The sequence below is a fragment of the Janthinobacterium sp. FT14W genome (assembly GCF_009208755.1).
In the GTDB taxonomy this organism is placed as follows: domain Bacteria; phylum Pseudomonadota; class Gammaproteobacteria; order Burkholderiales; family Burkholderiaceae_D; genus Janthinobacterium; species Janthinobacterium violaceinigrum.
Window position 1 is genome coordinate 119,806 of record NZ_WFLL01000010.1, and the last position, 21,955, is coordinate 141,760.

Sequence of the window (21,955 nt, forward strand, 5' to 3'; positions counted from 1 at the left end):
CGAAGATACCGTGCTTTTCTTGCGCCCCCGCAGTGCAACATGCATTTCGCTCCTGATTTGCGCGCCCATGCTTTAGAATCAGCGACCTCAGCCCCGTAAAAACAGGACAAAACATATGACGGCAGTCGGGAATACCGAACCACAAGAGCTCAAGCGCGGCCTGAAAAGCCGCCACATCCAGCTCATCGCCCTGGGCGGCGCCATCGGCACCGGCCTGTTTCTGGGCATCGCGCAAACCATCAAGATGGCCGGCCCCTCCGTGCTGCTGGGCTATGGCATCGCCGGCGTCATCGCCTTTCTGATCATGCGCCAGTTGGGCGAAATGGTGGTCGACGAACCCGTCGCCGGCTCCTTCAGCTATTTTGCCGACAAATACTGCGGCCACCTGCCCGGCTTCCTGTCGGGCTGGAACTACTGGGTGCTGTATGTGCTCGTCAGCATGGCCGAACTGACGGCCGTCGGCATCTACGTGCAGTACTGGTGGCCCGGCGTGCCCACCTGGGTCTCGGCCCTCGTCTTCTTTTGCGCCATCAACGCCATCAGCTTGCTGAATGTCAAAGCCTTCGGCGAAATGGAATTCTGGTTCGCCATCATCAAGGTGGTCGCCATCATCGGCATGATCGTCTTCGGCGCCTACCTGCTGGCCTCCGGCGACGCGGGCCCGCAAGCCTCCGTGGCCAACCTGTGGCAGCACGGCGGCTTCTTCCCGAACGGCTGGCAAGGCCTGGTGATGGCCATGGCCGTCATCATGTTCTCGTTCGGCGGCCTGGAACTGGTGGGCATCACGGCGGCCGAGGCGGATGACCCGAGCACGACGATCCCGCGCGCCACCAACCAGGCCATCTACCGCATCCTGATCTTTTACATCGGCGCGCTGGGCATCCTGCTGTCGCTGTACCCGTGGCAGAACGTCGTCACCGGCGGCAGCCCGTTCGTGCTGATCTTCCATGCGCTCGACAGCAACCTGGTGGCCACGGCCCTGAACGTGGTGGTGCTGACGGCCGCCCTGTCCGTCTACAACAGCGGCGTCTACTGCAACACGCGCATGCTGTTCGGCCTGGCCAAGCAAGGCAATGCGCCGCGCGCGCTGCTGCACCTGAACCGCCGCGGCGTGCCGCTGGTGGCCCTGGGCGTGTCGGCGTTGGCCACGGGCGCCTGCGTGGTGGTCAATTACTTCATGCCGGGCGAAGCGTTCGAAGTGCTGATGGGGCTCGTGGTGTCGGCGCTGATCATCAACTGGGCCATGATCAGCTGGATCCACCTGCGCTTCCGCGCGCAGAAGAAGCTCGAAGGCAAGACGACCTTGTTCCAGAGCCTGGGCTACCCGTTCACCAACTACCTGTGCCTGGTCTTCCTGGCCGGCATCCTGGTGATCATGTATCTGACGCCGGGCCTGCGCATCTCCGTCTACCTGATTCCCGTGTGGCTCGCTGCGCTGGGCATCGGCTACTGGATCAAGCAGAACAAGGCCAAGGCATAAGCTGTTTGCTCTGCATCAAACAAAAAGCCCGTCTTCGCAGGAAGACGGGCTTTTTTGATATCAGGCGGCAGGCAATTAACCGACCGCCTCCCCGGGCAGCACATCGGCCTGCCACAGGCTGATCGTCTGGCCCGGATACGACTGCAGCAGCACGTCGTCGTTCAGGGCCAGCAGCGCCTGCTTGCGCTGCTCGATGCGCGCTTCGGACGTCGCGTCCTTGTCGCCCGACTTGTACGACCCCAGCACGGGCAGCAGGTCGCGCAGCACGGAATAATTGCCCGGCGTGGTCTTGTCCGATTCCAGCTTGCCCAGGAAATATTTCTTGACATGCGTGGACTGGCTGGCTTCCTGCCGCAGGCTCGCCTGCACCAGCTTGCCATCCTTGTACGCGACCTGCGCATCGCTGCTGGCCGTGTCTTCGATCTGGTGGTAAGTATAGTTCTGCGACTCCGTGTTGTCCGTCAGGCGCAGCGGCACGCCGGCCACCAGCGACTGGTGGAAGCTGGCGCTCAGCTTTGATTGCTGCTGTTGCCGGATCGAGCGCTCATCCTGGCGGGCACCGGTCTGTGCCGTCTTCTGCGACACTTCATAGTTGAAACCATCCTTTTCCGTGCCCCGCATGGGATTGCTGAACTTGACGGCCTGCGACACGGAGGCGCTGAAGTCCGCCAGCCCTGTCAGGATGGACTTGTCCTCGGCCGCCAGGCGCCACTTGCCCGTTTCCGGCATGGCTGTCTCGGTTTGCGGCGCGGCGGTATTGCTGTGCAAGGCAGTAAAGCTGTCCTTCAGCATGGCCATCAGGCCGGCGTCGCCATGGCCGCGCGAGGCAGCCTGGTCGAACTGCTTCATGTAGCTGCCCAGGGCCTTCGCCTGCCGCTCGCGGCTGCCCAGGGTATTGAGCTGACTGGCGTCGACCTTCAGGTCCAGCGAACCGGCCACGCCGCTGAAGCCGACCTTGCGCTGCGCGCCATCGGCCTGGAAGTCCAGCGTCTGCACGCTTTCCAGCTCGCCGCGCACCTTCACTTCCGCATGCAGCTTCACCGATTCCAGCACCTGCTGGTCGAACTGCATCAGGCCCTCCAGCTTGATTTTCGGCGTGCTTTGCCCCATGCCGTCGATGGCGTCCTGGAAGCCCTTCGCCAGCTCGCCCAGCGCGCGGGTTTCAGCTTCGCCGAGTTCGCCGCTCGTCGTCATCCGCACGGCCAGGCCGTCGCCCTGGCTGTCAAGCGACAGCTTGACTTCCACGCCGCTCCTGGTGGTGATGCTGAGGGAAACATTGTCTTCGCCATTGCCATGCAGGCTGCCCGGCGCGATGGCGGCCGCCCCGTAGACATTCGGCGTGGTAGTGGGCGGCGGTTGCCGCATCGCCTGCGAGAAATTGTAGTTTCCCAGCTTGGCCTGTCCCAGCATGGCCGCGCCCAGGCCGCCGAAGCGGCCGCCAAACGCATACGAGGAAAAACTTTTCGTCATCGCCTCGCTCACCTTGTCGCGCGAGGCGCTTTCCCACACCACCGGCGGTTTCGGCAGCGCCGCCGCGCCGTTGCTGCCGTTCACGCTCTCGGGACTGAAAGCAACGATGGACGATGGCGTGGACACGTGCGACGGCGACGCGGCGTCCGCGCGGTTCGGCGTGGCGGAGGACGTGCGCGGCGGGGCGCTGTTCCAGCCTGACAGTGGAGAAATGGAGGTCATGGCGCTGTAACCTTGCAAGTGGCGGGTAGGGGCTTCATAAAATATCGATATGGTTGAATTTTTCGCAATTACCTGGCGCCAGGCAAATCTTGCGTCACCTTATCCAAGGTGGTGGCAAGTACTGCATGGCAATACTGCATTAACGGCAATAACCGGCAAAGCATGAGCGTCGGGGAAATGAAACATTTTCATGCCGCCCACCTCGCCGACCCCCAACAAGTTGAATCGCTGCCGGGAATGTCCATTAAAATGCCAGTATGGAACACAAGATTCTGCGCGCCCCGCTGTCCAGCTTTACCGACTTGTTGCTCGATGCCGTGTGCATGGTCGACGTGGACGGGCGTTTTGTGTTCGTCAGCACGGCCTGTGAACGCATCTTCGGCTACACGCAGCAGGAAATGATCGGCAAGCTCATGCTCGACATGGTTGCCCCCGCCGACCGCGCGCGCACCCTGGCCGCCGCGCGCGCCATCATGGATGGCCATGCGCAGACGCACTTTGAAAACCGCTACCTGCGCAAGGATGGCAGCCTGGCGCACATCATGTGGTCCGCCCGCTGGTCCGCGGCCGACCAGCTGCGCGTGGCCGTGGCGCGCGACATTACCCTGCTGAAACAGGCGCAGGCAAAGCAGGCGGCGCTGTACGCCATCTCCGAAGCCATGCAGGCGACGCAGGACTTGCCCGCCCTGCTGCACCGCATCCAGCACATCATCGGCGAACACTTGCCCACGCGCAGCCTGACCTTGCTGCTGCATGGCGAACACGGCGCGCAAGCGCCCATGACCTGCCATGCCCACGACAGCACGCCCCAGCCCACGTCATCGCTGGCCAGCCTGCTGTGCGATGAAGTGCTGCGCAGCGGCCGCCCCCTGCTGCTGCAGGCGGGACAGCTGGCCGGCCTGCCCCTGGCGCTGCAAACGGCAGCCTGCGGCCTGTCCTCGTGCTGGCTCGCCGTGCCGCTGTATTCCTCGCTGGGCAGCATCGGCGTGCTGGCCTTGCAGGGCGACCAGGATGCCGTCATCGGCACGGAGCAGGACCAGGATCTGCTGCAATTCGTCGCCAAACAGCTGGCCACCGCCATCGAGCGCCAGCAACTGCAGACGCAGATGCAGTTCATGGCCATGCACGACGAACTGACCCGCCTGCCGAACCGCCGCCTGTTCCACGACCGCCTGCACACGGCGTTCGCGCGCGCGCACCGCCAGGAAGGCCGGCTGTCGCTGCTGTTCCTGGACCTCGACAACTTCAAGCGGGTCAACGACGACCACGGCCATGCCTGTGGCGACCTGCTGCTGCAGACGGTGGCCAGCCGCCTGCGGGATTGCATGCGCGAAACCGACACCCTGGCCAGGATGGGCGGCGATGAATTCGTCGTGCTCCTGGAAAGCACGGCCACCCCGGGGGACGTCAGCCTGATCGAGCAAAAGATCCACGCGGCCCTGGCCGCGCCGCTGCACCTGGGCAACGGACACCCGTTGCAGATCGCCGTCAGCATCGGCGTGGCCCACTATCCGGAAGATGGCGATACCATGCAGCAACTGCTGCGCCATGCGGACCGGGCCATGTATGCATCGAAGGTGCTCGCCGCGGCGTCGCGCTAGCGGGTGGCCGTACCCGAAGGAAATTGCCCCTATGCTATACTTTCCGGCGATGCTAAGACTCTTCAAAACATGGCTGATCCTGCTGCTGATCGCGGCAGTGCCGCTGCAGGCGGCCGCTGCGGGCACCATGCGGCTGTGCGCGCCGCCCGGCCCCGTACATGCATCGCCTGCCGCCGCCATGACCGCGGCATGCCGGCATCACGGTGCGCTGCCATCCGCCGTCGCGGACAGCGACGGTACGCCGGAAAATGGCAAGGCCCCTGCCAAGCCCCCCGCCTGCGGCGCCTGTTCGGGGTTTTGCCTGGGCGCGCTGATGCCGCCCTGCCTGGCCCTGCCTCCCGCCGCCTGCACCGGCGCGCAACTAGCCACTGCCGCAAACACCCCCTTGCTGGCGGGATTCATTCCCGACGGCCCGCGCCGGCCCCCGAAACAGTTTTCCGCCTGAGCGCAGCCAGCACATCTGGCCCGCTGCGCGCGCGCAAATCCCCCTCAAAAAACAGGCCGCCAAGGCGGCCATGACAGACCTCATTCGTATGAAAGCATCACCATGATCAAACATTTATTACTGCGCGGCGCCTTCGCCGCCCTGCTGAGCCTGCCCACGTTCGCCATGGCGGCCCTGCCCGTCGTTGAAGTCTACAAGAGCGCCTCGTGCGGCTGCTGTTCCGAATGGATCAAGCACCTGGAAGCGAACGGCTTTACGGTGCGCGCGAAAAACGTGGAAATGCCGGCGCAATACCGCAAGCTGGCCGGCATTCCCGATGCACTCGGCTCCTGCCACACGGGTCTCGTCGGCGGCTACGCCATCGAAGGCCATGTCCCGGCCAGCGACATCAAGCAGCTGCTGCGCGACCAACCCAAGGCCAAGGGCCTGGCCGTGCCGGCAATGCCCATGGGCTCGCCAGGCATGGAAGGGCCGCGCAAGGATGCGTATGACGTCTTGCTGGTCAAGAACAATGGCAGCACCGAGGTCTACAAGCACTACAAGTAAGACTGAACGCAAATGAAAAACGCCGCCGGAATCGCTTCCGGCGGCGTTTTTTTTATCCGGCAGCAGTCAGGAACCGACTGCCTGCCAGGACTGCCTTAGATGCTGTCCAGCACGGCATTCAGGCTGGCGCTCGGACGCATGACTGCTTCCGTCTTCGCTGGATCTGGCAGGTAGTAGCCGCCGATATCCATTTCCTTGCCTTGTACTACTTTCAGCTCGGCAACGATCTTTTCTTCGTTGTCGGCCAGGGCCTTGGCCACCGGCGCAAAGTGGGCCGCCAGTTCCGCGTCATCCTTCTGTGCCGCCAGGGCTTGCGCCCAGTACATGGCCAGGTAGAAATGGCTGCCGCGGTTGTCCAGCTCGCCGGTCCGTGGCGATGGCGACTTATTGTTGTCCAGCAGCTTGCCCGTCGCTTCGTCCAGGGTTTTCGCGAGGACTTTGGCCTTCGCATTGCCCGTCTTGATGCCCATGTCTTCCAGCGACACGGCCAGGGCCAGGAACTCGCCCAGCGAATCCCAGCGCAGATGGTTTTCTTCCACCAGCTGCTTGACGTGCTTCGGTGCCGAACCACCGGCGCCCGTTTCGTACATGCCGCCACCGGCCATCAGCGGCACGATCGACAGCATCTTGGCGGACGTGCCCAGTTCCAGGATCGGGAACAGGTCGGTCAGGTAATCGCGCAGGATGTTGCCGGTCACGGAGATGGTGTCCAGGCCGCGGAACGCGCGTTCCAGGGTGTAGCGCATGGCGCGCGTCTGCGACATGATCTGGATGTCCAGGCCCTTGGTGTCGTGATCCTTCAGGTAAACCTGTACCTTCTTGATGACTTCGTTCTCGTGCGGACGGTAGGAATCGAGCCAGAACACGGCAGGCATGCCCGAGTTGCGCGCGCGCGTGACGGCCAGCTTGACCCAGTCGCGGATCGGTGCGTCCTTGACCTGGCACATGCGCCAGATGTCGCCCTCTTCCACCGTTTGCGTCAGCAGCACTTCGCCCGTTTCCAGGTCGGTGATGTTGGCGATGCCGCCTTCCGGCACTTCAAACGTCTTGTCGTGCGAACCGTATTCTTCCGCTTGCTGCGCCATCAGGCCCACGTTCGGCACGGTGCCCATGGTCTTCGGATCGAAGTTGCCATGCCATTTGCAGAAGCCGATCATTTCCTGGTAGATGCGCGCGAACGTCGATTCCGGCATGACTGCCTTGACGTCTTTCGGACGGCCATCGGCACCCCACATCTTGCCGCCGATACGGATCATGGCTGGCATCGACGCGTCGACGATGATGTCGTTCGGCGAGTGGAAGTTGGTGATGCCCTTGGCCGAATCGACCATCGCCAGCTCAGGACGGTTGGCGTGGCAAGCGTGCAGGTCCTTCAGGATTTCATCCTTTTGCGACGCTGGCAGGGTCTCGATCTTGTCGTACAGGTTGCTCATGCCGTTGTTGACATTGACACCCAGTTTGTCGAACAGTTCGGCGTGCTTGGCGAACGCGTCCTTGTAGAAAATGCGCACGCAGTGGCCGAAGACGATCGGGTGCGACACTTTCATCATGGTGGCCTTGACGTGCAGCGAGAACATCACGCCCGTCTTGAAGGCGTCGTCGATTTCCTTCTCGTAGAACTCCAGCAGCGCCTTCTTGCTCATGAACATGCTGTCGATGATTTCGCCCGCTTGCAGGGAAACCTTCGGTTTCAGCACGATGGTCTTGCCCGACGCCGTGACCAGTTCCATCTTGACGTCGCGGGCCTTTTCCAGGGTCAGCGATTTTTCGCCATGGTAGAAGTCGCCATGATGCATGTGCGAAACGTGGGTTTGCGACGCCTGGCTCCACTCGCCCATCGAATGCGGGTGCTTGCGCGCGTACTCTTTGACGGCCTTCGGGGCGCGGCGGTCGGAGTTGCCTTCACGCAAGACCGGATTGACCGAGCTGCCGATGCACTTGCCGTAGCGTGCTTTCAGGGCTTTTTCTTCGTCCGTCTTCGCGTCTTCCGGATAGTCCGGCAGCTTGTAGCCACGGCCTTGCAATTCGCGCACGCAGGCGATCAGCTGGCCTTGCGAAGCGCTGATGTTCGGCAGTTTGATGATGTTGGTGTCGGCCAGTTGGGTCAGCTTGCCCAGTTCAGCCAGGGTGTTCGGGACTTTTTGCGCGTCCGTCAGGAATTCGGGAAATTCAGCCAGTACACGGGCCGCCACCGAAATATCGCTGGAGACCACGTCCACGCCAGCCGGCGCGGTGAATTTTTTGATAATTGGCAGCAGGGAATACGTCGCGAGCAGCGGCGCCTCGTCAGTCAGCGTGTAGATGATTTTGGATTTTTGTGTTGCCATGTTCATTCCCTTGTATGCGGTGATGCCTGGTGGTTAACTTTCTTCATTCCAAACACAGGACGGTTAGCCTTGCTTTGGACGGCTAGTGTGCCGGCGGTGACGCCGTGCTTGCCCACCACGTATTTTAGACTGTCCTGCCGCTGTTTGTGTATCCGATGGCGACGAATCTTATATAAGACAGCAAATATCTGGAACTGCCGGCCCAGGATGGCCATTTTCCGGCCTGAAATAGGCATCCGGCACGCGCGGCACATGTATGCGGCCACGGCAATAATGGATATTTCCGCAATTTTAAATCTAAATGATTCTCATTTATAGTATAGTTGGCGCAGTTTCCTCTCTACCAACTTTACACGTTTGACCTGATGCCGACTCCACACTTCCCCCCAGCCCTTCCCCACCTCACCAGCCGTTTGATCCTCGCCGGCCTGCTCGTTGCCAGCGTGACGCCGCAGGCGGTCGCCCAGGCGACAAGCGATGCCTCCACTGCGATAGCCACCGTGCTGGTCAACGGACAAGCCGAAGCGGACGCCGGCGGACAGATCGCCAAAAGCGCGCGCGCCGGCATGCTGGGCGAAAAAGACTTGCTCGATACGCCGTTCAGCGTCAACAGCTATACCAGCCAGCGCATGCTGGACCAGCAGGCGCTGACCCTGGCCGAAGTACTGGGCGGCGACCCGTCCACCCGTTTCACGGGCCAGATCGGCGGCGTCACGGATTCCTTCTTCATCCGCGGCTTCCCCCTCAACGAGGGTAATCTGAGCGAAGTGGCATTCGACGGCGTGTACGGCGTCTCGCCCAACTACCACCTGTTCACGGAATACCTGCAAAGCGTGGAAGTGCTCAAGGGACCCGCTGCCCTGCTGTACGGCATGTCGCCGAATGGCGGCGTGGGCGGTGTCGTCAATGCCGTGCCGAAACGCTCCTTGCCGCGCGACCTGACGCGACTGACCGTCGATGCCGGTTCCAGCGCGCAGCTGGGCGCGGCCATCGACGTCAGCCGCCGCTTCGGCGAGGAGCGGCGCTTCGGCATCCGCTTCAATGGCTTGCACCGCCAGGGCAAGACGCCGCTCGACCACCAGCGTTCGCGCGCGGAAGTGGCGGCCGTCGCCCTCGATTACCAGGGCCGGCGCCTGCGCGCCTCGCTCGACGTGATCGAGCAATACCAGTGGATCGACGCGCCCACGCGTCCCTTCCTCGTCGCCGCGCGCCTGCCCGTGCCGGCCGCGCCCGATGGCCGCCGCAACATCGCCCAGTCCTGGGGCTGGTGGAAATCCAACGACCTGGCCACGCTGGGCAAGGTCGAATACGACCTGAACGACAACGTCACCGTGTTTGCCGACGCAGGCGGCACCCGTTCGGACGTCTCGCGTTATTCGGACCAGACGCCCACCATCACCAGCGCGGCGGGCGACATGACGGTCACGCCCATGAACTGGAAATTCCGCGTGCGCCGCGCCAGCGCGGACACGGGCGTGCGCGCGCGCTTGCGCACGGGCGGCATCGAGCATGCGCTGGTCGTGATGGGCAATGTCTACCAGGACGAATTTGGCAGCGTGGCCAATTCCGGCAAGCTCATCACCTCGAATATCTACCACCCTGTCGCCGTGCCCGATCCCGGCATTGCCGCGCCCGCCCGCGCGCCGAAACTGTCCGCCTCCACCCTGTCCAGCCTGGCCGTGGCCGACACCCTGGACATGCTGGACCAGCGCGTGCAGCTGACCCTGGGTGTACGCCGCCAGCTGGTCGAATCGAAAAACTACCACGCCGGCACGGGCGCGCTGACCACCCGCTACAAGCAGGGGGCATGGACGCCGCTGGCCGGCATCGTCGTCAAGCCATTGCGCCACGTGTCGCTGTACGCGAACTATATCGAGGGCTTGAGCAAGGGCGATATCGCGCCCAACATCGCCGACAACGCGGGCCAGGTCTTCGCGCCCTACAAGAGCAAGCAGTACGAGGTGGGCACCAAGGCCGACCTGGGCGTGGTGCTGGCAACCCTGGCCGTGTTCCAGGTCAGCAAGCCCAGTGGCGCACTGTATGGCAAGGTGTACAGCATGGACAGCGAACAGCGCAACCGGGGCCTGGAACTGAACCTGTCCGGCGCCGCCAGCAAGGCCGTGCGCCTGCTGGCCGGCATCACCTTGCTCGACGGACGCCTGGTGAAGACCAACAGCACCGCCACCATGGGCAAGCGCCCCGTGGGCGTCCCCACGTCCATGGCCAACCTGGGCGGCGAATGGGACTTGCCGTACTGGCCCGGCCTGACGGCCACGGGCGCCGTCAGCTACACCGGCAAGCAGTATGTGGACCAGGCGAACGTGCAATCGGTGCCCTCCTGGACCAAGGTGGACCTGGGCCTGCGCTACCGCACGGCCATCGCCGGCAAGGCGACCACCTTGCGCGGCGGCCTGATGAACGCCTTCGACCGCCATTACTGGGCCGGCGTGGCCTCGTACGGCACGATCTCGCAATCGGCGCCCCGCACGCTGCAACTGTCGGCCGCCGTGGATTTCTGACGGGCAGCGGCTGCCGGCATGCACTGTGCGCCGGCAGCAAGATCAAGGCAATAGCAAGCAAAAAGAGAAACAGCAAGAAGCAGACCACCCCACCGCCGACAGCGCCAGGCCCCGTTGCCGGCCCTGTCGCCGCCGGCACACGGCGAATTTCCGGCATGACTGCTGCCTGACGGACCAGGGCGGTGGCTGCAGCACCCGCATCGCATCCCGCATTCCATTCTTCGCTCCCCTCGCCGCCACGGCTCGGCAGACTGCCCCCGCAAGCGCGCTTTTCCGCCATGCCAGGCATGCCTCCACGCTGGCGCCACGGGCAAGCGTCACGGTTCGATACCTCAGCACAAGCGGTCCGCACGCATCGCCGCGTCCACAGCGGCGCTGCCGCAAACGACAACTACATTGATATTTATCAAATTGACTGCCCGATGCCTGGGCTACTGTCGGTGCCATCTTTGATTTGAAACAGAAACTCTGCTGCCAAGAATCGACCATTCCAGAAACAACGCCCGTTCTCGTCAGGCTCTTCGCTCCCCAGCCGATAACGCTCGCCAAGTGCGGTAGCACGCAGCGCACCCCCGTCCCTTGCCTACACATGCTGGGGAAACTTTTGCTAGTGATTTTGCAGCTTTTTGATTAATGAACGTTAAAAAGGAATTTCATATGAGCACGTATTCTGACATTTGCATCGTTGGCGCCGGCATAGGTGGCTTGACTTGCGCCAACCGCCTGATCAATGCCGCCGCCCACAGGAAGCTGCGCATCCGGGTATTCGACCTGAATGCCACCGTAGGCGGCCGCATCCAGTCGCGGAAAATCGATGGCGAGGAAATCGCCGAACTCGGCGCCGCCCGCTACTCGCCGCAGCTGCATCCGCATTTCCAGCAGCTCATGCAGGGCAGCGGACTGCCGCATGCGGTTTACCCGTTCACCGAGGTCATCTCGCACGATAGCGTGCTGGAAGAACTGAAGGCAACCTTGCATGGCCTGAGCCCGATGCTGAAGGAGCATCCGAACGATTCCTTCCTCGAGTTCGTCAGCCATTACCTGGGCGCCGCCAAGGCCACCCACATCATCAAGGCGACCGGCTATGACGCCCTGCTGCTGCCGATGGTGTCGGCGGCCATGGCCTACGACATCATCAAGAAGCACCCGGAAACGCAGCACTTTACGGAAAATGCCGCCAACCAGTGGCGCTATGCCACCGATGGCTACCACGAGCTGCTCTGCCAGCTGCAGCACCAGGCGCAGGCCGCCGGGGTGGAATTCCGGCTCGAACATCGATTGCTGTCCGTCGAGAAATCCGACGATGAGCACCATGTACTCGCCTTCAACCACCGGGGCGACACGCATATGCACCGGACACGCCATCTGGTGATGACCATCCCGCCGTCCGCCATGCCGCGCCTGAACCTGGATTTCCCGAACGCCTGGAGTCCGTTCCAGTACGACTCGCTGCCCCTGTTCAAGGGATTCCTCACGTTCGACACGGCCTGGTGGGACGCGCTGGGGCTGACCGACAAGGTGCTGATGGCGGCCAATCCCCTGCGCAAGATCTACTTCAAGGGCGACAAGTACGTGCTGTTCTACAACGACAGCAAAAGCGCCAGCTACTGGCGGGACAGCCTGGAGCTCGGTGAAGCCGTGTACCTGGAGCGTGTCCGCAGCCACCTGGAAGAGGTCCTGCCGCTCGATGGCCAGCCGCTGCCGCCGATCAAGGCGCACTTCCACAAGTTCTGGCCGCATGGCGTCGAGTTTTGCGTGGAGCCGGAAGCCGAGCACCCGGCCGTCCTGCTGCACCAGGACGGCATCATTTCCTGCTCGGATGCCTATACCGCGCATTGCGGCTGGATGGAAGGCAGCCTGATCAGCGCCAAGCAAGCCAGCGGTCTGTTGCTGGAACGGCTAGATCAACTGGAAGACGTCGCCGCCGCCAACGATACCTTCATCACTTCCTCGACCGAGCGCGCATGAGCCTACTTGACTTCCCCCGCCTGCATTTTCGGGGATTTGCCCGCGCCAATGTGCCGACGGGAAACCGCAATACGCACGGCAACATCGATATCGCCACGAATGCGGTATCGATGGCGGGCGAGGCTGTCGACCTGAGCAGGCCGCCAGCCGAATTCCATGCGCACCTGAAACAGCTTGCCCCCCGTTTCAATGCGGAGGGCAAGCCCGATCCGGAGGGCATCTTCAGCCAGGCGGCAGGCTATAATTTTTGCGGCAATAACCATTTCTCGTGGGAAAACGCGAGGATCACGGGCGTCCAGCTGCGCGATGGCGAGGTCGATACGCGGGACGCGCTGGTGGGCGCCAAGCTGGCCCTGTGGGGCCACTACAACGAATACCTGCGCACGACGTTCAACCGCGCCAGGTGGATCGACAACAACCCCGCCCAGCCGGACACCACGCTGATCTACGCCGGCCAGTTCACCTTGAGCGACAAGCTGGCCACACCCAACACGCCCACGCTGTTCACCGCCGACATCGCGCAGGCGCACTCGGTGCGCTGGCTCGGCAGCGGCCATATCACGGAACGCAGCGGGCATTTCCTGGACGAGGAATTTGGCCGCTGCAGGCTGTTCCAGTTTTCGGTGGCCAAGCAAGACCCGCATTTCCTGTTCAATGGAGACCTGCCGCTGCCGGCCAGCATGCATGCCTTGCAGCAAGCCCTGGACGACGACGAGGTGCTGGGCCTGACGGTGCAATATTCCCTGTTCAATATGTCGACGCCGCAAAAACCGGACTCGCCCGTGTTCTACGACCTGGCCGGCAGCATCGGCCTGTGGCGGCGCGACGAGCTGGCCACCTATCCGTCCGGCCGCCTGCTGCAGCCGCGCCAGGGCAGCCTGGGACCGGTGCTGGTGAAAGTGCATGCGGACCGCGTTGCGTTCAACATGCCGACCGCCATACCCTTCACCACGCGCGACGCGGGTGCCGTCTCGGAACAGCATCCTACGCACGCCCTGGGCGGCAAGCAGGCGCTGGGCGACCTGCTGCTGCATGACGGCGCCGGCACCTTGCTGGCATGCATCCCAGAACGGCTGTACCGCGATTACTGGCGCCACCACGGCGTCTTCGATGTGCCGCTGCAGCACGCTGGCCCGGCCCCGGGCTCGCTCAGCCTGGGCAATGCGCTGGCGCAGTGGGACGAAGCCGACTGGGTGCTGCAGTCGGACAGCAACCAGCTGTATCTGGAAGCGCCGAACGGGAGAAAGCACGAGGATTTTCCGCAGACCATCACCGTGCAAAGCCGCTTCCGCGGCGAACTGGCGGCGCCTGCGGCCCTGCCGGCGCAGGCCGAGGACGGCGCGCTGCTGGCCATATGCCAGCAGCCGTCGCCGCTCGGGCATGGCTACACGGCGCTGACCCTGACGGGCCGCCAGCCGGGCGCAACCCGCATCGTGCTGGGAGCAGGCAAGCACAAACAGTACCTCGGCGTGCGCGTGCTGCCCGACGACTGGCATCTGGACGACGTGCCGGCCGAACAGGTCGATTACGCCTTCCTCTATCGGCATGTGATGAGCTACTACGAGCTCGTCTATCCATTCATGTCGGACAAGGTCTTCAGCCTGGCGGACCAGTGCAAGTGCGAAACGTACTCCCGCCTGATGTGGCAGATGTGCGATCCGCAGAACCGCGACAAGAGCTACTACATGCCCAGCACGCGCGAACTGTCGCTGCCAAAGTCGCGCCTGTTCCTGAAATACCTGACGCAGGTCGAGGCAACGGCCAGGGCGGCGGTGCCGGAACCGGCAGTGCCGCATGTCATCGGCTGCAGGGCAGAATTGATCGAGGAGCTGAAAAAGGCCATCGACCTGGAACTGTCGCTCATGCTGCAGTACCTGTATGCCGCGTATTCCATTCCCAATTATGCGCAGGGCGCGGCGCTGGTGCAGGCAGGCCGCTGGCTTCCGGCCGAGCTGGAACTGGCCTGCGGCACCGACGACCGGCGCCGCAACAGCGGCACGCGCGGCATGCTGCTGGAAATCGCCCATGAAGAAATGATTCACTACCTATTAGTGAACAATGTGCTGATGGCGCTTGGGGAACCGTTCCATGGCGGCACCCCGGTACTGGGCCAGCAGGCGCGCCAGCGATTCGGCCTGGACACGGAATTTGCATTCGAGCCATTTTCCGAGCATGTGCTGGCCCGCTTCGTGCGTTTCGAATGGCCCGACTACATTCCCACGCCCGGCAAGTCCATCGCCACCTTCTACATCGCGATCCGGCGGGCCCTGGCCGAGCTGCCCGGCCTGTTCGAGAGCGGCGCCGGCAAGCGCGGCGGCGAACACCACCTGTTCCTGAAAGAACTGACCAACCGCGCCTATCCCGGCTACCAGCTGGAAGTGTCCGGCCGCGACAGCGCGCTGTTCGCCATCGACTTCGTCACCGAGCAGGGAGAAGGCGTGGCCGTCGATTCGCCGCATTTCGCCTCGTCGCACTTCCAGCGGCTGCGCGCCGTCGCCGGCAGGTTTTCCGCCTGCAGCAAGCCGTTCGAGCCGGCGCTGCCGGCGCTGAAGAATCCCGTGCTCGAAGCGCGCGCGGACTGCACGGTGGTGACCGATGGAAAGGCCCGCGCGCTGATGCAGCTGTACCAAGGCTGCTACGAGCTGACCTTCCTGTTGATGGCCCACCATTTCGCGCAGCAGCCGCTGGGCAGCCTGCGCCGCTCGCGCCTGATGAATGCGTCCATCGACATCATGACCGGCCTGTTGCGCCCCCTGTCCGCTGCCCTGATGAACATGCCGTCCGGCCTGCCCGGCCGCCAGGCGGGACCGCCCGTGCCCGAGCCCGTCAGCAGCCGGGTCAGCAGCGACTACAGCCAGGGCTGCGACATGCTGGCGCAGAAATGCCTGGCGCTGGCGCAGTACGCGCGCAGCCTGGAGAGCGATGTCATCGGCATGGCGCCGATAGAAATGTTGGAGTTTTTTAATCAGCAACTAACCGATTTATCTCGGGGAAAGATGTCAAGAGAGGCCTGAAATGCACAAAATCATCATCGTCGGCGGCGGACTGGCAGGTAGCCTTAGCGCCATTTATCTGGCGCAACGGGGACACGACGTCCACGTTGTCGAAAAACGCGGCGATCCGCTGCAGAAAGCTTCCGCAACCGCCGATCCGGTCAACTCGCGCGCCATCGGCGTCACCATGACCGTGCGCGGCGTCAAGGCAGTGCTGGCTGCAGGCATCGGCAGGCAGGAGCTGGAGCTGTGCGGCGAACGCATCCTGGGCATGGCATTTTCCGTCGGCGGTAAATTCAAGGTGCGTGAACTGAGCCGGCGCGAAGGCCTGTTTCCGCTGTCGCTGGACAGGTCCGCGTTCCAGCGCCTGTTAAACACCTACGCCGCCAGGCACGAAGTGAAATACTACTTTGAGCATAAATGCCTGGATGTCGACCTGGAAAGGAAAGTCGTGCTGATCCAGGGTCCCGACGGCGCCCTGCAGCACCTGCATGGCGACCTGATCATCGGCGCCGACGGCGCCCATTCCGCGGTGCGGCGCGCCATGCAGAGCGGCATGCGGCGCTTTGAGTTCAAGCAGAGCTTCTTTCGCCATGGCTACAAGACCCTCGTGCTGCCGGATGCGGAAGGCCTGGGTTTCAGGAAGGATTTGCTGTATTTCTTCGGCATGAATTCCAAGGGCCAGTTTGCCGGCCGCGCAGCCACCATCCCGGACGGCAGCGTCAGCTTCGTCATTTGCCTGCCCTATTCCGGCACACCCAGCTTGAACACGCTGAACCGGGAAACCATGACGGCCTTCTTCGACCGCTATTACGACAAGCTGCCGGCGGCCAGCCGGCAAGAGATGGTAAACCAGTTTATCGCCCTGCCCAGCAACGACCTCATCAATGTCCGCTCCAGCACCTTCCATTACAAGGACCATGTCCTGCTGATCGGCGACGCGGCGCACGCCACTGCCCCGTTCCTCGGCCAGGGCATGAACATGGCGCTGGAAGACAGCTATATCTTCGCTACTTTGCTGGAAAAGCACGGCAATGCGCTGGCTCCCACCCTGGCCGAATTCACGCAGCAGCGCAAGGTACAGGCGGACGCCATGCAGGACATGGCGATCGCCAACTACGAAGCGCTGAGCAACCCCAGCCTGATTTTCTTCCTGCAGACGCGCTACAACCGCTTCATGCACCAGAGATTCCCCCGTATTTATCCACCGGACATGGCGGATAAATTGTTCTTTACATCGATTCCTTACGATGAACTGCAGCAAATCCAGAGGAAGCAAAACGTTTGGTACAAACTTGGGAGGGTCAACTAATGAACATTCTCGTCATCGGCGCAGGCCCCGCAGGCCTGCTCTTCGCCAGCCAGATGAAACAGGCCCGGCCCGGCTGGAATATCAGCATTACGGAAAAAAATACCCCGGAAGAAGTGCTGGGCTGGGGCGTGGTGCTGCCGGGACGGCCGCCGCGCCATCCCGCCAACCCGCTCTCCTACCTGGAGCAGCCGGAACGGCTCAATCCGCAGTTCCTGGAAGAGTTCAAGCTCGTGCATCACGACCAGCCCAACCTGATGAGCACGGGCGTTACCCTGTGCGGCGTCGGGCGCCAGGTACTGGTGCAGGCCCTGCGCGCCAAGTGCGTGGCGGCCGGCATCGCCATCCGCTACGAAACGCCGCCGGCGGACACGGCGCAGCTGGAAGCCGAATACGACCTGGTGGTGGTATCGAACGGCGTCAATTACAAATCGCTGGAATTGACGCCAGCGCTGGCGCCGCACATCGATTTCGGCCGCAACAAATACATCTGGTATGGCACCACCCAGCTGTTCGAGCAGATGAATCTGGTGTTCCGCAGCAATAAGCAAGGCATTTTCATCGGCCATGCCTACAAATATTCGGACACGATGAGCACCTTTATCGTCGAATGCAGCGAAGAGACGTACGCCAAGGCCGGGCTGGAAGGGCTTTCCGAGCGCGAGGCCGCCGCATATATCGCCAAAACGTTCCAGGCCGAACTCGGAGAACACGAGCTGCTCAGCCAACCGGGCCAGGGCTGGCGCAACTTCATGACCGTCAGCCACAAGCGGGCCTGCGACGGCAAGTTCATCCTGCTGGGCGATGCGCTGCAATCGGGGCATTTTTCCATCGGCCATGGCACCACCATGGCGGTGGTGGCAGCCCTGCTGCTGGTCAAGATCCTCGATACCGAAACCGGTACGGCCGCCGCTCTGGACAGCTTCAATGCCCGCGCCGTGCCCTTGATGCAATTGTTCAAGGACCACGCCAACAGCAGCCGCCTGTGGTTTGAAAGCGTGGACCAGCGTATCGGACTGAGCAATGCAGAGCTGACCGCCAGCTTCGATGCGCGCCGCAAGGACTTGCCGTCGCTACAAGAAGCGCTGATGGCCAGCCTTGGCTACGCGCTGGATCGCTAGGGAGCCGCCATGTCTGCACACATCTCCCCGCCGCTGCTGCCGATGCAATGGAGCAGCGCTTATATATCGTACTGGACGCCGATGCTGGACGATGACCAGGTCACGTCCGGCTATTGCTGGTTCGACTATGCGCGCAATATCTGCCGCATCGACGGCCTGTTCAACCCCTGGTCGGAGAAGGAACATGGACACCTGCTGTGGATGTCGGAAATCGGCGACGCCAGGCGTGAACAAAGCCGCAAGCAGAAAGTGGCGTACGCAAGGCAAGCGGAAGCAACTGGCGAGCAGCTGCAGGGGACGGCGCTGGCCGATGAAGTGACGCCGTTCCATGACTTGTTCCTGCCGCAAGCGGTGCTGCTTGACGGTGGCGCCCGCCACGACGGCCGCCACACCGTGCTGGGCCAGGAAGCGGACGCCTGGGTAGTCGAGCGGGCAGGCAAGCCGCCGTCGGCCTATTACCTGCAGGCCGGCGGCAACCGCCTGCTGCGCATGGTCACCGGCAACGACCCGCAGCACCGTTCGGTACGCGACTTTCCCAACCTGTTTGTCGGCGACATTCCGGACAGCGTTTTTACGTCTTGCAACACCTGACCAGGGCGTGGCGCGTGCACGAACCGCATGCGGCCAGGGCGTGCGCCACGCCTGGCGAGTGTTTTAGTCTTTACTCTTGAAGGATATTGATATGCCGTTGGTTGTTTACATTCTGGGATTGACGATTTTCTCGTTAACGACATCCGAATTCATGGTGGCGGGCATGATGCCGTCGCTGGCCCTGGCCATGGGCGAACCGGTAACACGGATCGGCTATCTGATCTCGCTGTACGCCATGGGCATGGTCATCGGCGGGCCGCTGAGCATCGTCGCCCTGCTCAGGCTGCGCGTGCCGAATAAAAAGGGACTGCTGTGGCTGCTGGGCTTTTATGCCCTTGCCCAATCCGTCGCCGCGTCGGCCACCAGCTATGACATTCTGGCCATCGCACGGGTGGTCACGGGCGTGGCCGCCTCCACCTGCTTTGGCCTGTCCCTGGCGATCTGCGCCGAGATCGTCAGCCCCAACGCGCGCGGACGCGCCGCTGCCGTCGTAATCGGCGGCCTCATGCTCGCTTCCGTGGCGGGCGTACCGGTCGCCACGCTCATCGACCAGCACCTGGGATGGCGCGCCAGCTTCTGGCTGGTGGTACTGCTGGCGCTATTCTGCCTGGCGCTCATCACCGTACTGGTGCCGCGCGCCAAGCCGACGGAAGTCGTCAGCCTCGGCAATGAACTGGGAGAATTCCGCAACCCTCACCTGTGGGCGGCATATGCCAGCAGTGGCCTCATCATCGGCGCCATCTTCGCGGCATTCAGCTACTTCGCGGCCATCCTGACGGAAATTACCGGCTTTCCGGCGTCCGCGATTCCCTGGCTGCTGGGCGTCTACGGCGTCGCCAACGTGGTGGGCAATGCCGTGGTCGGCCGTTATGCAGACCGCTACACCATCGTCATCATGGTCTGGGGCATGGTCATCCTGAGCCTCAGCCTGGCGCTGTTCGCCGTCTTTGCGCACAACAAAACCATCAGCGTCGCCTTGCTGGTCGTCACAGGCCTGGTCGGCATGTCGATGAATCCCGCCATCATCGCCCGCGTGATGCGGACCGCCCATCCAGGACCGCTGGTCAATACCGTGCATACCTCCGTCATCAACATCGGCCTGGGCGCCGGGTCATGGCTCGGCGGCGTCGGCATCGCCGCCGGCTACGGCCTGCGCGCCCCGCTGTGGGTCGGTGTCGCGCTGGCAGTGCTTGGTCTCATCAGCTTGCTGCCCTACCTGGGACACAGGTCGCGCGATTCGGTGCTGTCGCATTAGCCGCTGGCGGCGCGGTTGGTACTGCCAACCGCCCGCTGCTGTTATCTGCACGTCGGGTAGTTAGCCAGCAGGCTATCAGCCAGTTTGAGCAGTTCGTGATCAGGCTTGGCCCGCCCGCTACGCTTTACTACGGTCATGGTGTCTGCTTGATGGCGGCAGGGTCCTGTCAAATAAGCATTTACAAAAAATTATCAGCCCCTCCTGCGCCAGGGTAGTTGTCGCGTCACCTGATTTACCGTAGCATTGGCAAATCTCCCCTTCCCGCCCATACAGAAAATCCATAAAAGGAAATATCCGTCAAGGTCAGCCGACCCTGCTTACACGTAGCATGCTGATACACCGCGACTGAAATCGCCGACCAGAACACAATTCTTGCGAAAAATAATGCGAAAAACTCATTCCATAATTATTTCTGTCATTTTGGCCAGCTTGGCCATGCCTGCATGGTCGGCGGATCAGCCACTGTCTTTGCCAGACCGCCTGGCTGCCCTGCGCACGACGATCGCACTCGATCATGGCAAAATGGTTGGTTCCGGCGCGGCAGCATTGATGGACGCGGGTCTGGAAAGCCAATTCGTGCTCATCGGCGAGGACCATGGCATTGCAGAAATTGCGCATTTTTCAGCGGCGTATTTTGAAGGATTGGCCAGTCAAGGATTTACGACGCTGATTGTCGAAAATGGGCCCGCTGTTGCGGATGCTTTGGAAAAGACGTTGAAGTCCGATACTGGCGTTGCTGGCATAGCAGCATTTAACAAGGCCTATCCGGTCGCTACTGCTTTTTACAAATGGCAGGATGAGGCGCAATTCCTGGCCCGTATCGCCAAAGCTGCCGGACCATCGTTCCAATTGGTGGGAATGGACCAGGAACTCATGGGCGCGTCGAAATATTTACTCGACCAGATGGCTGGGCAACCGCTTGCTCCTTCGGCGAAATCAAAAATCGAGGCCTTCCGCAAGCTTGAAAGCGACGACTATGGCCGGGCGTCAAAGAACGGAGACCCGCGCGAGCTTTTCATGATGAAGGTCAAGGAAGAAGAACTATTCGCGTTACAGAAGCTGCTCACGACACTCAGGGACATGCCCGCCTTGGCGATGTTAAATGCGTTGATCGACAGTCGCAGCATTTATAGCAAGAACATGACTCCGGGACAAGGATATTTATCCAATACACAGCGTGCCAGGCTAATGAAACGGCAAGTGGCCAGCCATTTGACGCTTGCGCCTGCACAGCGCATGTTGCTGAAAGCGGGCGCCATTCATGTATTCCGGGGTTATAACCCGCTGAGTGCCGGTAGCCGGGAGATCGGCAATTATTTGGCTGAATATGCGGAAGGCCGCGGACAAAAATCGCTGCATGTATTGGTGCTGGCTGCCAAAGGCCAGCAGGCGCAATTTGCAGGAATTGCGCGCGCGTCGGCCTCAACAGAAATCGAAAAAATCGATGCCAAGTCCGCCATGGCTGGCGTATTGCCCTTCTTCGCCGCGGCAAGCGAGCACAAGGAGTGGTCATTGTTCGACGTGCGCCCCTTGTTGGGATCGGCTAAAACCCTGGCGAATGGAAACAGCAGCGTTCAAGGCATGATTCAGGGCTACGATTTTGTACTCGTCATTCCCGATGGGAGCGCAACGACGGACCTGTGACAAGATCGCCATCGGTCACAGCTCAGCCGCTGCCGATCTTTCGTCAAAATGGTCCAGTCTGCACCAAGACGATCTCACCAAAGGCGATCCAGGTAACTTGTGCCGACGGGAAATACAACAGGGATTGGCATGATTTTTGGGCAGATCCGAGCGCCTGTATATTGCCGCACCTGGGCTAGCGTTTGAACGAGCTGGGCTGATGCCGATTCCATGTGACGTCGGCTAACGATGGCGCGCGATACCTCCTCGCGCTCGGCCAGCGTCAGCGCCAGTCTGGAACGGCATCGCGGCGCTGGCCGTATGCCACCAGATTCAGCCAGAATCCGCTGTAGCGATGAGTGATTCCGATCAAATTGCTGGGCTATCATCTGAAGGGAATTGGCCTCCCCCCCTCGTTACTGCAAGCTATCAAGCGCAGTCACGCAGCCAGCGATGGCACATACGGCTCCCCACGCGTAGTGCGG

The 21,955-nt window shown here is 62.2% G+C and carries 14 protein-coding genes and 1 pseudogene; 13 read left to right on the top strand and 2 right to left on the bottom strand.

Features of this window, described 5'->3' with window-relative positions:
* The first annotated feature begins 115 nt into the window (after nucleotides 1-115).
* Nucleotides 116-1,480, top strand: a complete 1,365-nt coding sequence (locus tag GCN74_RS09800) for an amino acid permease (protein ID WP_152256492.1) — start codon at nucleotides 116-118, stop codon at nucleotides 1,478-1,480.
* Between the two features lie 75 nt (nucleotides 1,481-1,555).
* Here the strand turns inward: GCN74_RS09800 and GCN74_RS09805 are convergent, their stop codons facing one another.
* Nucleotides 1,556-3,172 (bottom strand): hypothetical protein, encoded by a 1,617-nt coding sequence (locus tag GCN74_RS09805; RefSeq protein ID WP_152256493.1) that lies wholly within the window; start codon nucleotides 3,170-3,172, stop codon nucleotides 1,556-1,558.
* 257 nt (nucleotides 3,173-3,429) lie between these two features.
* Here GCN74_RS09805 and GCN74_RS09810 point away from each other — a divergent pair, with 257 nt between their 5' ends.
* The 3 genes from GCN74_RS09810 (at nucleotide 3,430) to GCN74_RS09820 (ending at nucleotide 5,764) form a co-directional block, all read left to right on the top strand.
* Complete coding sequence (locus GCN74_RS09810) at nucleotides 3,430-4,773, top strand: bifunctional diguanylate cyclase/phosphodiesterase (RefSeq protein ID WP_152256494.1); 1,344 nt, start codon at nucleotides 3,430-3,432, stop codon at nucleotides 4,771-4,773.
* A gap of 31 nt (nucleotides 4,774-4,804) precedes the next feature.
* Complete coding sequence (locus GCN74_RS09815; RefSeq protein ID WP_152256495.1) at nucleotides 4,805-5,218, top strand: hypothetical protein; 414 nt, start codon at nucleotides 4,805-4,807, stop codon at nucleotides 5,216-5,218.
* Between the two features lie 102 nt (nucleotides 5,219-5,320).
* The gene (locus tag GCN74_RS09820; protein WP_152256496.1) at nucleotides 5,321-5,764 is read left to right on the top strand and encodes a DUF411 domain-containing protein; all 444 of its coding nucleotides are present in this window, start codon (nucleotides 5,321-5,323) and stop codon (nucleotides 5,762-5,764) included.
* A 95-nt stretch (nucleotides 5,765-5,859) separates the two neighbouring features.
* Here the strand turns inward: GCN74_RS09820 and GCN74_RS09825 are convergent, their stop codons facing one another.
* Nucleotides 5,860-8,091, bottom strand: coding sequence for an NADP-dependent isocitrate dehydrogenase (locus GCN74_RS09825; RefSeq protein ID WP_152256497.1), 2,232 nt, complete (start codon nucleotides 8,089-8,091; stop codon nucleotides 5,860-5,862).
* Between the two features lie 365 nt (nucleotides 8,092-8,456).
* Here GCN74_RS09825 and GCN74_RS09830 point away from each other — a divergent pair, with 365 nt between their 5' ends.
* From GCN74_RS09830 to GCN74_RS29715, 9 genes and pseudogenes are all read left to right on the top strand, one after another.
* The gene (locus tag GCN74_RS09830; RefSeq protein ID WP_152256498.1) at nucleotides 8,457-10,610 is read left to right on the top strand and encodes a TonB-dependent receptor; all 2,154 of its coding nucleotides are present in this window, start codon (nucleotides 8,457-8,459) and stop codon (nucleotides 10,608-10,610) included.
* 657 nt (nucleotides 10,611-11,267) lie between these two features.
* Entirely contained in the window at nucleotides 11,268-12,578 is a 1,311-nt protein-coding gene (locus GCN74_RS09835) for an FAD-dependent oxidoreductase (RefSeq protein ID WP_152256499.1), read from the top strand.
* A complete protein-coding gene (gene vioB / locus GCN74_RS09840; RefSeq protein ID WP_152256500.1) occupies nucleotides 12,575-15,592 on the top strand; it encodes an iminophenyl-pyruvate dimer synthase VioB in 3,018 nt (1,005 codons plus the stop codon). The genes GCN74_RS09835 and vioB overlap by 4 nt, the downstream gene beginning before the upstream one ends.
* Before the next feature lies 1 nt (nucleotide 15,593).
* The gene (locus GCN74_RS09845; protein WP_152256501.1) at nucleotides 15,594-16,883 is read left to right on the top strand and encodes an FAD-dependent oxidoreductase; all 1,290 of its coding nucleotides are present in this window, start codon (nucleotides 15,594-15,596) and stop codon (nucleotides 16,881-16,883) included.
* Nucleotides 16,883-18,001 carry a tryptophan hydroxylase gene (locus tag GCN74_RS09850; protein ID WP_152256502.1) on the top strand — a complete coding sequence of 373 codons (1,119 nt, stop codon included), beginning with the start codon at nucleotides 16,883-16,885 and terminating at the stop codon, nucleotides 17,999-18,001. Before GCN74_RS09845 ends, GCN74_RS09850 begins: the two co-directional genes overlap by 1 nt.
* Nucleotides 18,002-18,010: 9 nt before the next feature.
* Nucleotides 18,011-18,592, top strand: coding sequence for a violacein biosynthesis enzyme VioE (vioE, locus tag GCN74_RS09855; RefSeq protein ID WP_152256503.1), 582 nt, complete (start codon nucleotides 18,011-18,013; stop codon nucleotides 18,590-18,592).
* Nucleotides 18,593-18,683: 91 nt separating this feature from the next.
* Entirely contained in the window at nucleotides 18,684-19,847 is a 1,164-nt protein-coding gene (locus GCN74_RS09860) for an MFS transporter (RefSeq protein WP_152256504.1), read from the top strand.
* A gap of 384 nt (nucleotides 19,848-20,231) precedes the next feature.
* On the top strand, nucleotides 20,232-21,491 hold the full coding sequence (locus GCN74_RS09865) for a hypothetical protein (protein WP_152256505.1): 1,260 nt from the start codon (nucleotides 20,232-20,234) through the stop codon (nucleotides 21,489-21,491).
* 338 nt (nucleotides 21,492-21,829) lie between these two features.
* Nucleotides 21,830-21,949 (top strand): annotated as a pseudogene (locus GCN74_RS29715) (hypothetical protein); the annotation flags it as partial.
* Nucleotides 21,950-21,955 lie beyond the last annotated feature (6 nt).